This is a genomic window from Prosthecobacter vanneervenii (genome assembly GCF_014203095.1).
Taxonomy (GTDB): domain Bacteria; phylum Verrucomicrobiota; class Verrucomicrobiia; order Verrucomicrobiales; family Verrucomicrobiaceae; genus Prosthecobacter; species Prosthecobacter vanneervenii.
Genome location: NZ_JACHIG010000005.1, coordinates 322,329 through 335,151, shown reverse-complemented (window position 1 = coordinate 335,151; position 12,823 = coordinate 322,329). Strand labels below are relative to the sequence as shown.

At 59.3% G+C, this 12,823-nt stretch carries 11 protein-coding genes; 6 read left to right on the top strand and 5 right to left on the bottom strand.

Features of this window, described 5'->3' with window-relative positions:
• Positions 1-116: 116 nt before the first annotated feature.
• Positions 117-695 carry a DUF2026 family protein gene (locus tag HNQ65_RS13740; RefSeq protein WP_184340119.1) on the bottom strand — a complete coding sequence of 193 codons (579 nt, stop codon included), beginning with the start codon at positions 693-695 and terminating at the stop codon, positions 117-119.
• A 9-nt stretch (positions 696-704) separates the two neighbouring features.
• Here HNQ65_RS13740 and HNQ65_RS13735 point away from each other — a divergent pair, with 9 nt between their 5' ends.
• Complete coding sequence (locus tag HNQ65_RS13735) at positions 705-1,517, top strand: IS5 family transposase (protein WP_184340118.1); 813 nt, start codon at positions 705-707, stop codon at positions 1,515-1,517.
• Positions 1,518-1,716: 199 nt separating this feature from the next.
• Here the strand turns inward: HNQ65_RS13735 and HNQ65_RS13730 are convergent, their stop codons facing one another.
• Positions 1,717-2,523 (bottom strand): NYN domain-containing protein, encoded by an 807-nt coding sequence (locus tag HNQ65_RS13730; protein WP_184340117.1) that lies wholly within the window; start codon positions 2,521-2,523, stop codon positions 1,717-1,719.
• Between the two features lie 186 nt (positions 2,524-2,709).
• Positions 2,710-3,702 (bottom strand): type II secretion system F family protein, encoded by a 993-nt coding sequence (locus HNQ65_RS13725; RefSeq protein ID WP_184340116.1) that lies wholly within the window; start codon positions 3,700-3,702, stop codon positions 2,710-2,712.
• 139 nt (positions 3,703-3,841) lie between these two features.
• Between HNQ65_RS13725 and ribD the strand changes: the two genes are divergently transcribed.
• Complete coding sequence (ribD, locus tag HNQ65_RS13720; RefSeq protein WP_184340115.1) at positions 3,842-4,936, top strand: bifunctional diaminohydroxyphosphoribosylaminopyrimidine deaminase/5-amino-6-(5-phosphoribosylamino)uracil reductase RibD; 1,095 nt, start codon at positions 3,842-3,844, stop codon at positions 4,934-4,936.
• Between the two features lie 35 nt (positions 4,937-4,971).
• Positions 4,972-5,523: a D-glycero-alpha-D-manno-heptose-1,7-bisphosphate 7-phosphatase gene (locus HNQ65_RS13715; protein ID WP_184340114.1), complete on the top strand. Its 552-nt coding sequence runs from the start codon at positions 4,972-4,974 to the stop codon at positions 5,521-5,523.
• 165 nt (positions 5,524-5,688) lie between these two features.
• On the opposite strand, the gene HNQ65_RS13710 is transcribed toward HNQ65_RS13715, so the two are convergent.
• On the bottom strand, positions 5,689-7,173 hold the full coding sequence (locus tag HNQ65_RS13710) for an N-acetylmuramoyl-L-alanine amidase family protein (protein ID WP_184340113.1): 1,485 nt from the start codon (positions 7,171-7,173) through the stop codon (positions 5,689-5,691).
• A 224-nt stretch (positions 7,174-7,397) separates the two neighbouring features.
• On the opposite strand from HNQ65_RS13710, the gene gpmI reads away from it, so the two are divergent.
• From gpmI to HNQ65_RS13695, 3 genes are all read left to right on the top strand, one after another.
• A complete protein-coding gene (gene gpmI, locus HNQ65_RS13705; RefSeq protein ID WP_184340112.1) occupies positions 7,398-8,948 on the top strand; it encodes a 2,3-bisphosphoglycerate-independent phosphoglycerate mutase in 1,551 nt (516 codons plus the stop codon).
• Positions 8,949-9,295: 347 nt separating this feature from the next.
• Positions 9,296-9,448 carry a hypothetical protein gene (locus tag HNQ65_RS13700; RefSeq protein WP_184340111.1) on the top strand — a complete coding sequence of 51 codons (153 nt, stop codon included), beginning with the start codon at positions 9,296-9,298 and terminating at the stop codon, positions 9,446-9,448.
• Entirely contained in the window at positions 9,445-9,768 is a 324-nt protein-coding gene (locus HNQ65_RS13695) for a low molecular weight protein tyrosine phosphatase family protein (RefSeq protein ID WP_184340110.1), read from the top strand. Before HNQ65_RS13700 ends, HNQ65_RS13695 begins: the two co-directional genes overlap by 4 nt.
• A gap of 388 nt (positions 9,769-10,156) precedes the next feature.
• On the opposite strand, the gene HNQ65_RS13690 is transcribed toward HNQ65_RS13695, so the two are convergent.
• A complete protein-coding gene (locus HNQ65_RS13690) occupies positions 10,157-12,781 on the bottom strand; it encodes a VWA domain-containing protein (protein WP_184340109.1) in 2,625 nt (874 codons plus the stop codon).
• Between the last annotated feature and the right edge of the window lie 42 nt (positions 12,782-12,823).

Genomic DNA, 12,823 nt, shown 5'->3' with positions numbered 1-12,823 from the left:
ATAAGTCGCATCTCTCGTGCTGAGTAGTCGGAGATATTTCGAACGAATACTCTTTCTTAGCCATTGGCCATATCAGCTGGGTATTTTATTATTCAAGATAGATTCTATGGCTAGCTTTACCATGATCCATTGATATCAAAACGCGAAAATGCAACGCAAGAGTGTTCACCATCTTGATTGCATAAAGTGAGTTTAGGATGCATTTGCTTTGGGGGCATCACAAACCATTGCCTACAAATCTCTATCACATCTTGATGGAGCGGAACTGCAGCGAATTTTTTCAATGTGAATTCTGTAAATTCTGCGCTGCGATCAAGAAAAAAATCGCCGGTTACGAGTAAGTCATTGAGTGCTTTTTTTGCTCTGCTGCGTTTGCATTGCATCATTTTGCAGCCAGGTGTGGGGAAGTTTCGCTCCCTCGCTATCATGGGAAATAAAGGAGTGCTAAAATCAATAATCCAATCATCCGTTTCGATCCAGCAATGAAACCCTCTGTCTGTAGGCACTGAATAATCCATATTCTCATCAGCGAATACCAGGACTGACTTGGGTTCGGTGCTAACGCAGTATGCAGCTATGCCGACAAATGGTTGCGCTTGAATTTTGTAAAATTCATTCAGGAGCACTGCTCCTATGACGTTAGAGCCTGTTATTAACTTTGAAAAGCGCTGTACACCTGTGAGATTCCAAGCCATACGCTTGGAATGGAACCCTCGACCAACAAGCCAAGAGCCGCCTACACCAGTGACGTCAGTGATGCAGAATGGGACTTTTGCCGCCCCTATCTGGTGCTGATGAAGGAAGATGCGCCCCAGAGGGACTATGCATTGCGAGAGCTTTTCAACGCCTTGCGCTACATCGTGCGCTGCGGATGCCAGTGGCGGATGATGCCGCATGACCTGCCGCCATGGCAGAATGTTTACCAGCAGGCTCAGCGCTGGATGAAAGCGTGCTGCTTTGAAGCCATGGCCCATGATTTGCGCGAACTTTCACGTTTGTCCAAGGGGCGAAAGGCCCAGCCCACAGCAGCCATCATGGACGGACGCACCTTGCAGTCCTCGCCTGAAAGTGGAGGGCGGGCAGGATATGATGGCTACAAGCGCCGCAAAGGCAGCAAGGTGCCTATTGCTGTGGACACTCTGGGGCATCTGCTGGCCGTGAGAGTCACGGCAGCCAGCGAGCAGGAGCGGGCACAGGTCGGAGTGCTGGCGGCGCAAATCCAGCAGGCCACTGGAGACAACGTGGAACTTGCCTACGTGGACCAGGGCTACACTGGCGAAGAGCCCGCAGAGGATGCGCAGGCTCACGGCATCCGCCTTGAAGTGGTCAAACTCTCGGAAGCCAAGAAGGGCTTTGTGCTGCTGCCGAAGCGCTGGGTGGTGGAACGCAGTTTTGGCTGGGCCGCACGCTTCAAGCGCCTCTCCAGAGACTACGAGCGTCTGGCCTCGACGCTGACCGGCATGCATTGGCTGGCCTTCGCCACCCTCATGCTCTCTTCTCTATTCGGCAAAAGTTAATAACAGGCTCTAAATGCAACACAAGACCTAGGAAGGTCGGCTTTTACATATAAAAGCACTGAATAAATTGTTCGGAATATCTGCTGATAATCCACCTTTGGAATTAACAGTTTGCCCATTGAGAAGATTAAGTCATCAACTTTAGTGTGATTGGTGCATGAGTTTGTATGATTCAATCTTTTTAGACAAATGCTTCTCTTTAAACTTCTCCATTATCGTTGGTTCTTGTCTCTGCGAGCTTTAGTCGTAACAGTTCTGTCTCGTATACTCTCACAACAAAGTCACATGCCGAATGCAAACGAGTAGATGACTGTCTGCCTTTTTTCTCGGGTGGAGATCCTCTGATTATATCAATTGCCCCAACGCTGCACTGCTTGGTCTTAGCATGGTCAACGCTTGGAATAAAGTCTGCATCGCCTGACATGAGTAAAATTACATCTAGAAACTCGGCATGAGTCGCAACGCCGACGGCAATCCCAGTGTCTAAACCTTTTTCTTCGATATAAGATTTTAAAATGTTTAGCTTCCAGTAACCACACGGAACGACCTGCAAAAAATCACAAGACTCTTGAACTGCATGGTTAAAACTGAGAACGCCTTGAAGTATCCCTTTTCTTTTGGCGTACCAATTTTCTCGGTCTTTCCAATACATTTTCCATGCTTCCAAATGGAGTTCGTCGTTTTGTAGATTTTGGAGCTTTATTCCAGCCTCCCGCATAAAGTGATTTTTAACCTCAGGGGAGCGGTCAAATAGCTCCCGCTGGTTTGCCTGTAGTTTTGGGTCGCTAAAATCCAAATAGTCCATTTCACCTAGTTGGTATAGCATCACCCTATGTAAGCGAGCATCCAAACGAGTCTGGGCGCTGTGGAAAGACTGCGCCCAATGTGAGGCACCTTCTCTGAAAACATACTTATAAAAAGATTCATAATCTGGAATTTTCAGATTAAGCTTTCCAAGTGATCCTGTGAGATTGGAGCCATCGACGAAAATTCCAAATTTGTGCATTTTGTGGTGAAAAATTAAATAGTATGACTATGCAATAGTAGTCTGCATCGTGGATTAAAATTCAAGGTAATTGTCTAAAAAATGTTTGATGAACAACGCTCTGGCGAATGTGGTAAATGAGAGTAAAAATTAGGACGATTAAAATGGTTTAAACTTTTTCCATCGCTAGTGTAAATATTAGTCGACTCACATCCGCTCAATTTCCTTCAGCATCTGACCATAACCGGCCATCAGGCCGATGATGCGCCAGGCCACGTAGAGGACGACGATGCCGTAGGCGATCTTGGGTAGCCACTGGGAGGCGCGCTGGACGGCGTCTCCGGCCTCGATGGTTTCGGCGGCGCTCCAGCGGTTGATCTCGTGGTCGAGGGTGCCGGATTCCTCGGCGGTGGCCACGCCGTGGACGAAGATGAGGGGGAAGCCGTGCACGTCTGCCATGGCACCGGAGATGGTGGCCCCTGCGGCGATGCGCTGGGCGGCATCCTGCGCGGCCTGGCGCAGCAGCCCGCTGTGGGAGGCACGGCCAGCCAGCAGCATGCTCTCGGTGATCTGCATGGAGGCGAGCAGGCAGGCATGAAAGACCTGGCAGAAGCGCGCCAGCGCCCAGTGCCGCCGCACGCTGCCGATGAGCGGCAAGCGCGACAGCCAGAAATCCACCGCAGATGACGTGGCCCCCAGACGCGACAGCCAGCGCCAGAGCAGAAAGAGGGAGAGGATGATGAGCCAGAGGACGGCCAGTGGCAGGAAGACACGATCCATGCCTGCGGGCTTGTCCTCCATGGTGGCCGTGACCATGGTGGGCAGCTCTGGCAGCACGATGCCGAGGTGGGCGAGGAGCAGGGGGTAAATGAGGGCTCCGAGCGCCTGCTTTACGGCGATGTTCCAGGCCTCAAAGTAGCGGGAGAGGTGGCTGAAGGCGTCTCCAAGGCGGCCGCTGCGCTCTCCGGCGTCGATGAGAGCAAACTCCAACTCGTCGGAAAAGGCTCCGCAATTTTCGGTGATGGATGCGGCCACGCCCTTGCCATCCTTCAGCCCAGTCTGCAGGCCTTCGAGCCAGGTGCGGCGGGCGTGGGAGGGGTGCTGCTTGAGCAGGAGATCGAGGGAGCGGTCGAGATGAAAATGGGCACCTACCAGCTTGGCCAGTTCGCGGTAGAGCAGGGCTTTTTCAGACAGTTTCATCGGCAGTGGAAGATTAAGGCCTGCGCATGCGCGGCGGCGAGCACAAAAAGCCTCTGCTCCCTGTGTGTGGCTGTGCATTCTGTGACACTCTTATTGCTTCTCAGAAGCGATTCGCTGCTTATTCTCCGGCCTCTCCCGCATGCCGCCGCCCATCGCCTACAAAGAAACGCCCGACCAGCACTGGATGCACCTGGCCCTGGACCAGGCACAACAAGGAGTGGGGCTGACGAGTCCCAACCCACCCGTGGGCGCTGTCATCGTGGCGCAGGAGAAGGTCATCGGGCGCGGGTACCATCACCGGGCAGGCGAACCGCATGCAGAGGTGGAGGCGATTCGGGATGCGCAGAAGACCCACCCCAAGCTGCTGCGGGGGGCGACGATCTATGTGACGCTGGAGCCGTGCAGCACGCACGGGCGCACGGGGCCGTGCACGGAGGCGATCAAGGCTGCGGGCATCAAGCGCGTGGTCTTCGGTGCGTATGATCCCAACCCGAGCCATCGCGAGCAGTCGCGCAACATTCTCCTGCTGGCTGGCATCGAGGTGACGGCAGGGGTGCTGGAGGAGGAGTGCCGGGCGATCATCCGGCCTTTTTCGAAGTGGATCACGACGGGTATTCCGTATGTGATTGCGAAGGCCGGACAGAGTCTGGACGGACGCATCACCCGTCCGGCGGGAGAGAGCTCATTGATCACGAATGACGCGGCACGTGCGCATGGGCGCAGGCTGCGCATGCGGGTGGACGCCATCATCGTAGGTGCAGAGACCGTGCGCAAAGACAACCCCCAGCTGACCCTGCGGGATGGCAGCGCTGGAAGCGGCAAGGTGCAGCCCTGGCGCGTGGTGATGACCCGCAGCGGTGACCTGCCCCAGCATGCGCATCTTTTTACCGATGAATTCAAGGACCGAACGGTGATTATGAATGACAAAAGCCTGCCGGATGCGCTGGCGATTCTGGGCAAGCATGGAGTCGTGTCTGTGCTGATCGAGGGGGGCGGCATCATTCTAGGGCAGGCTTTCCGCGAGAAGGTGGTGGACGAAGTGTACTGGTACATCGCCCCGCGCCTGTGTGGTGGCGGGCGGCCATCCATCGCAGGGCCGGCGCTGCCGGACTCCATCGAACTGAAGGATGTGGAGCTCCGCACGATGGGGGACAACGTGTGCTTCCATGGGTTTCCGGTGTGGCCGGAGACGGGGGCGCAGGTGGAGCTGCTGCAAAGAGCGGTTTCCATTTGAGGGCAGTGCGGCTATGCGTGCGCACTCATTTCTCCATGCCAGCCGCCCAGCCTCTTCGTCCTGCCGTTTTCTTTGACCGTGATGGTGTCGTGAATGTCTCCCCTGGAGATGGCTATGTGCTGCGCTGGGAGGATTTTCAGTTTGCCCCGGGGATTGTGGAGGCGCTGGCGCTGTGCAAGCAACGTGGGTATGCGACGATTCTAGTGACGAGCCAGCAGGGGGTGGGCAAGGGGCTGATGACGCAGGCTGCGCTGGATGATCTGCACGCGCGCATGCAGGAGCATCTGGCAGGACATGAGGCTACGCTGGATGGCATCTATGCCTGCACACATCTGGCGGGAAGCTGCACGTGCCGGAAGCCGAGTGCGGAGATGATCCTGCGTGCGCGAGATGAGCACGGACTCGATCTAACACGGAGCTGGCTGGTGGGGGATCATGACCGCGACATCCAGATGGCGATCAATGCCGGGGTGCCAAAGACGGTGCGTATCCTGAGCCATCATGAGCCGAAGGTGCAGGCGGATTTTACGCTGGAGGAGACGAGTGAGCTGGCGGGGCTGCTGCGGGAGAAGCTGCCGGTGGTTTGAGGTGGGAGCGCAGCAACTGCTTTCTCACGAGGGAGCAGTGGGAAAGGGGCCTGCGTGAACCGAGGAGGCTCAGAGGGCTGCAGGGTGGGGCATGCTGAAATGGCCAGCGAAAGCGGTAGCTGCGCTCGATCCTCGCTCCGCGACCGCACTCCAAATGGAACGGGATCAGCGCTTGGCCATCGCAGACTCGAGGGCCTTGCGGTAGTTGAGCACGGCATCGCCGATGGCGGCGGAAACCTGCTGGCGGTAGGTGTCTGAGGCGATGAGCTGGCACTCGGGGCCGTTGGTGACGAAGCCGCCTTCAAAGAGGATGCCGGGGCGCTTGCAGCCGGTGAGCACGCTCCACTGGGCGCGCTTGATGCCGCGATCGACAAACTTGAAGCGGCTGATCACGCTGGCGTGCACGGCGGTGGCGAGGGCGATGTTGGCGGAGTCCTGCTTGTTGCCAGTGACGCCGTTGAGATTGTAACCACCGCCGCGGCTGATGGTGGCGGCTGCGTTTTGAGGAGTCAGCGCCCAGGTTTCGATGCCGTTGGCGGAGGTGCTGGCGGAATTGAAGTGCAGGCTGATGAAGATGCTCTTGGGGGTCTGATTGGCGATGGCGACGCGACCACCGAGGGAGATGAAGGTGTCGTTGGCACGGGTGAGGATGACCTTGAAGCCGCGCTGCATGAGGGCTGTGCGCACGGTCATGGCCATCTTGAGGGCGAAGTCCTTTTCGTAGCCGTAAACGCCGCGTGCACCGGCATCGTGGCCGCCGTGGCCTGCATCAACAACCACCGTGTCGAAGTACTCGGCATTCTGGATGTGGCTGGGGTAGAGGACGGGGTCGATGAGCTTGCAGAGATCCAGGCGGGAGAAGAGCACCTTGCCATTGTACTCCTGCACGGGGAAGCTGAGGATGAACTTGATGTTGTTGATCAGCATCTCCTGGGAGCCGATCTGCGCCTTAAGGATGAGCTTGGAGGAGCCGAGCCAGAAGTGCGTGCCCTGAATGCGGAAGGTGGTGAAGCCGTAAACGGGGTTGTAGAAATTGCGGATGCTTTCGGCGGTGACGTAGTCGCGCCCGCCGATCTTGATGATCTCCCAGCCGCCGTTGGCGGGCAGGACTTCCACGGTCTTGGACTTGTCTGCCGGTGCGGGCTTGTCGTCATCGTCCTCCTTGAACTCGCCCTTCATGGCGTTGGAGTCGCCGTCTCTGGCGGCGCTTTTCGTCACATCCTTGATGGGCTCCTCCTTGGGTTGGGGAGCGGGGGTGGACTTGGGAGTCTCCGTCTTGGCGACCTCCTTCTTGGGGGTGCTTTTGGACGGTGTGGATTTCTTGCCGATCTCGACCTTCTTGCCGCCGGTGGTGGTGATGATGACGCGGGGTGCTTTGCCGGTCTCGGCCTTCTTGCTGGAGGTGGTCTTCTCGGGCTCTGGAGCGGGCTTGGCCTTGGGCTTCGGCTTGCTCTCCGTCTCAGGCTTGGGCGCGGGTTTCTTTTCCGGCTCGGGCGGGGTTTCGGTCTTGCTGCCACCGCCGAAGATCTTTTTGAAGAAGCCGGGCTTCTCATCGTCTGCACGCGTCACGTCAAACGGCGTCGTGGCCATGGCGAGTGCCAGGGTGGCGATGACGGCTTTGGGGAAGGTGAGTCTCAGTCCGGAAGTCATGGAGAGAATGACGGCTGTATCGGGGAAAGGGCGGCCTTTTATACCCTCAGTCGGGCCGGAGCGCAAATCTTCTGACGATCCGGGCTGGGGGGAGGGCTGGGATTTAGGCAAGAAATGGTGAGGGTGGTCAAAAGAGTGCTCCTTTTTTAGCCCACCTGGGGGGCGGTGCTGCCACGATGCCGCCCTTGACGCCGCCCCGGCTTTGACCCATTGACCACTTATCCATGACCAAAAAACCTGTTGTTCTGATCATCCGTGACGGCTGGGGCATCAACCCCGGCGGTAAAGCCCAAGCTGAAGCCAATGGCGACGCCACCCTGCTGGCACGCACCCCCTTCCATGATCGCCTGTATGCCACCTACCCGATGGGCACCGTGAGCGCCAGCGGCGAGGACGTGGGCCTGCCTGACGGCCAGATGGGCAACAGCGAAGTGGGCCACCTGAACCTCGGTGCGGGCCGCATCGTCTATCAGGACCTGACCCGCATCAACAAGTGCATCCGCGACGGCGAACTGGCCAAGATGCCGGTGCTGGTGGAGGCCTTTGAAAAAGCCAAGGGCAAGCGCCTGCATTTCCTGGGACTGATCAGCGATGGCGGAGTGCACTCCCACCAGGACCACCTCGTGGCGCTGTGCGATGCCGCCAAGGCCGCAGGCGTGAGTGACCTGATGGTGCATGCGATCACCGACGGCCGCGACACCTCCCCCACCGGTGGTGCTGCCTACATGGCCAAGCTGGAAAAGGACCTGGCCCCCAGCGGTGCCAAGATCGCCACGGTGATCGGCCGCTACTACGCCATGGACCGTGACAAGCGCTGGGAGCGCAACAAGCTGGCATGGGACGCCATCGTGCTCGGCCGTGGTGAAGTGCGCAACGATCTGCCCAGCGAGGCCGTGAAGGCCGCGTATCCGAAAGACCCGCGTGGAGATGAGTTCATGCAGCCCATGATCTTCTCCAACGCGAACGAGCAGCGCATCCGCGATGGCGATGTGATCCTGTGGTTCAACTTCCGCGCCGACCGCGCCCGCCAGCTGAGCGATGCCTTCCTGAAGTCCGGCTTTGACGGCTTTGACCGCGAGGTGACTCCGAAGACCGGCTACTACACGCTGACCGAGTACGACGCCAACTACACCGCGCTGGGCGCACGTGTGATCTTCGGCACTGAGAGCCTGAACAACAACCTGGGCCAGGTGGTGGCCGCCGCAGGGCTGACCCAACTGCGTGCTGCTGAGACGGAGAAGTACCCTCATGTGACCTTCTTCTTCAATAGCGGCGTGGAGGAGCCGAATCCGGGCGAGGACCGTTATCTGGCGATCAGCCCCAAGGAAGTGCCCACCTATGACAAGAAGCCGCAGATGAGCGCACCGGATCTCACCTTTGAAGTGCTGCGCCGTCTGGAGAAGTACGACCTCGTCATCATGAATTACGCCAATCCGGACATGGTGGGCCACACCGGCATCGTCGAGGCGGGCATTCATGCCTGCGAGACCATCGACCTGGGCGTGCGCTTGATCGTGGAAAAGGTGCTGGAACTCGGCGGCAAGCTCTTCATCACCGCCGACCACGGCAACTGCGAGCTGATGCGCAATCCTGATGGCAGCCCCAATACCGCGCACACGACCAACCTCGTGCACGGCATCTATGTCTCGGCTGATTCTGCGGACTACACTGTTGCGAATGGCCGCCTCGCGGACATCGCGCCGACGCTGCTGGACATGCTGGGCGTGAAGCAGCCTGCGGAGATGACGGGGCAGAGTCTGCTGGTGAGGAAGTGAGTCTATCTAGTGCATGTCTTTTCTGCTTTCAGAGAACCGAGAGAACGATTTTCGCGGCTACTGGAAACGTTACGAGGAGTATCTGAAAGCAGAGAGACATCGCATGCCACCGGGGGGCGCTGAAGCTTGCGCTGTCTGCAGAGTGGTATGATTTTTCCATTCATCAGTGTCCACACGATGCGTGGCTTGAGGAATGCCGGATCATTGAATCTGATCCAGGTGCCGAGTCATCTCGATGCTGCAGCCTTGAGATCAGATTGCTCGGTGCTTATCACGATGGCACGATTCATCTTCGCTACCCGCGTCTCTATCGTTACAGCGTGCAGTCTTCGAATTGTGAGAAGGGCATGAATGACTGGCGCTATGATGAGTTTCGCCTCTCAGAGAATGGTCATCTTTTGCACGAGATCGAATGGGCTGGTGGAGACCGCTGGTTGATCGAGGCTGACGATATTGAGTTTGAATGGCGGCCGTTTGAGGCGAAGGCCGGACCATCATGAAAATCCTCTTCCTCTGCTCCCGCAACCAGTGGCGCAGCCCCACGGCGGAGAAGGTGTATCAGAATGATCCGCGGGTGGAGGTGCGGAGTGCTGGCACCAGCGCCTCGGCGCGCTGCCGGGTTTCGGAGAAGCTGCTGCGGTGGGCGGATCTGGTGCTGGTGATGGAGCACGAGCACAAGCGGAGGCTGCGGGAGATGTTTCCGGAGATCGTGCGGGATCTGCGCATCGAGGTACTGGATATACCCGATGATTATCCTTTCATGGATGCGGAGCTGATGAGGCTGATCCGTGAGCGTGTGGAGCCGCTGCTGGAGCCGTAGAACGAACATCCATGGTGGCTGTTCAGGCTCTTGGGGCGTTTCAAGAAACGCGTGGGGATTGATATGGAGTGCGGTCGCGCAGATGCACGGCGCAAGCCTGCATCGGAGCCACCGCTTTCGAGCGTCTCGTTATCTGCATCAAAATGCACCGCCTGCGCGTGCCGGGGGGGCGGATGCTGGCGAGAAGATCTACGGTGTGATGGTGAACCGTCCTGCCAGCGAAAGCGGTAGCTGCGTTCGTTCCTCACTCCGCGACCGCACTCCATATCAGAACAGAGGCTGCGAGACTGCTTTGCTGCGCTATCATAATTCCATTCTCAAGCTGGCGCTGAGGTTCGGAAGCGCATGGTGAAAATCATGATATGGAGACCGAACATGGAGGTTCGTTCTACGCCCTCTTCACCGGCAGCAGCTGCCACAATCCCTGCACGTGCTCCCAGCGGCGGATGCCGGTGTCGATGAGGAAGAGGAAGAGGAGCAAGATGAGAAGGTCGGGCCAGAGCTCCACGTACTGCACGGCCTTGGTGGTTTCCAGGTTTGGCAGGCTTTGGCCGGCGGTCAGGTAGTCGCCGCCGGTGGTGTGGGCGGCTTCCTTGAGCAGGTCTTCATTCACGGTGCCGAGGCTGGATTCGGTGGAGGGATTGTGGATGAGGCCGGTGGTCACCATCTCAGCACCGTTCTGTGCGCGGATGAGGTACACGCCGGGCAGGGTGGGTTTGAAGTCGCCCTCATAGGAGCCCGGGGCATCCTGCCGCAGGGTGAGCTTCTGCACGCTTTTCATCGGTGCACCGAGCGCGTCTGCGGCCACGTGGAAGACCTCGGCGGTGACGGCGGCATTGTTGGCGCGGGTGCCGGCATCAGAGAGCAGATCGACACTGATGTGTGCGTCATCTCCCTGCATGCGGGTGGAGAGATCCATGAGGCGGCCCTGAGGGGCGCGGGCGGTTTCCCGCAGCACCTGGGACCAGAAGCGGCCATAGCCCGGCCAGCGTGCGATCCATAGCGAGGCCCAGCGGCTTTTGGCATCGGAGGTGAAGGCGGTGGCTTTGCCAAGACCAAAGCGCCAGTGTGCCAGCAGCGGGTCTCCGGCTTCGGTGACGAGCGGCACGCGTGCGGAGGTGCGGCGTGTGGTTTTGACGTAACCGAGCAGCGTGGGCGAGTCCCATTTTTCAAAGCCTGCCAGGATGGGATCTTTCTCCTTCAGCTCAGGGATGAAGGGCTCCTCGCGGATCATGCGACCGGTGTGCATGAGGGTGTCCTGCGTGAAGATGCGGGTGATGCTGCTGGCATCCATGGTGGAGTAGGACTGCCCGCCGCCGCTGGAGGCGATGGCCTGCAGCAGCGCCACGTGTGAGCCCTCGCCGATGGCCACGGTGGAAATCGTGAGCCCTTCGCCGCGGCATTGCGTGGCCAGCTGTTCGTACCCGGTGCCGGCAGTCTGGCCGTCGGTCAGGATGATCATGTGTTTCACGCGCGCCTTGGTGTGCAGCAGGGCCTCGCGTCCGAGCTGAAAGGCGGGTTGCAGATTGGTGCCGCCACCAGAAGCCACGGCGGCGATCTGGCCGGAGACTGCATTGGTGGAGGTGAGGCGCGTCATCGGTGCGACGACGTGCGCCTCGGAGTCAAAGGCCCAGACGCCGAGGGAGTCATTGTGCCCCAGCACCTCGGCTGTGGCGATGGCGGCGCTCTTGGCCATCTCCAGCTTTTCACCGGCCATGGAGCCGGAGCGGTCCATCACGATGGCCACGGCGGCGCTTTGTTTTTCCTCTTCATCCGGAGCCTTGAGCCGAACAGGAAGCACCTCCTCGATGGGCGTGCGGTAGTAGCCGCCGACGCCGAAAGAGCCCGGACCGCCGAGCATGATCAAGCCGCCGCCGAGTTTATCGACGTAGTCGTGCAGCGCGTTCATGAGCGGCTCGCCGAGCTGATGGGCGGGTACGTCGGAAAGGATCACGCCATCATAGCCGCCGAGCTGCTCAAAGCTGAGCGCCAGATTGCCGGGCTGGCGCATGTCCAGCTCGATGCCCTCCTTTTCCATGGCCTGCATGAGGTAGCGGCCCTCGGCGGCGTCGGACTCGATGTAGAGCAGGCGCAGGCGGCCGCGCACATCCACGATGGCCAGCGCGCTGTCATTGCCGGGCAGGGTGTCTCCCTGCACGCCTTCGAGCACCGCACGGTACTGGAAGGTGTTGCGGGTGGATGGCGTGCGGTTGAAGACGATCTCTTGTGTAGCTCCGGGCTTGAGGGTGACGGGGCGCTTTTCCACCTCGATGCCGTTTTCGTAGAGCTTCAGAGTGCCGGTGCCTTCCAGCGTGCTCTCAAAGACAGCCTTCAGGCTGAGGCTGGCGCCTTCAAAGAGGCGGGTGCGGTTGGGCGTGAGGGAGAGCAGTCGGGCATCTGGGCGGCGCGGTCCGGCCACGGGCAGGGCGTGCAGCTTGATGCCGGAGACTGCGGCCTCGCGTGCGGCATCCAGCAGGCTGCCGCGTGTCTCGTGCCCGTCGCCGATGAGGAGGATGTTCCGGCTGGCCCCGGGTGGAAAAAGCGCCTCGGCATACTCCACAGCGGCGGCGTAGTGGCTGTCTCCGCCGTGCTGGGTCTGCCAGGCTGACTGCATGTCAGGAGTGCTGCCAGCGGGCATGAGCTCCGGCTCGGAGCCGAGCTGCACCACAAAGGAGTCGATGCCGCCGCCAAGCGACGAGCGCACGCGGTCGGCTTCGGCCAGCGCCTTTTTCAGCCCCTCCTCTCCCATGCTCTGGCTGGCATCCACAATGATGCCCAGGGCCTTGCGGCCCGTTTGCGTCACCCGCGCCGGGCCTGCCAGCGCTGCGAGCGCGAGCATGACGCCGAGCGCGCGCGTGACGAGCAGCAGCCTCTTCCGCAGCGCGGACATGGGATGCGATGAACGCGACTCGATCCACAGCAGCAGTGCGACTGCGGGCAGGATGAGCAGGAGGAGTTTTGGCGATTCCCAGTCCAAGGTGGCGGAGGATAGGCTGGCGGCGAAACAGGGCAAGGGGTGGACGGAAAAAAGGCTGTCTGGAGTAGTGCGGGCAAT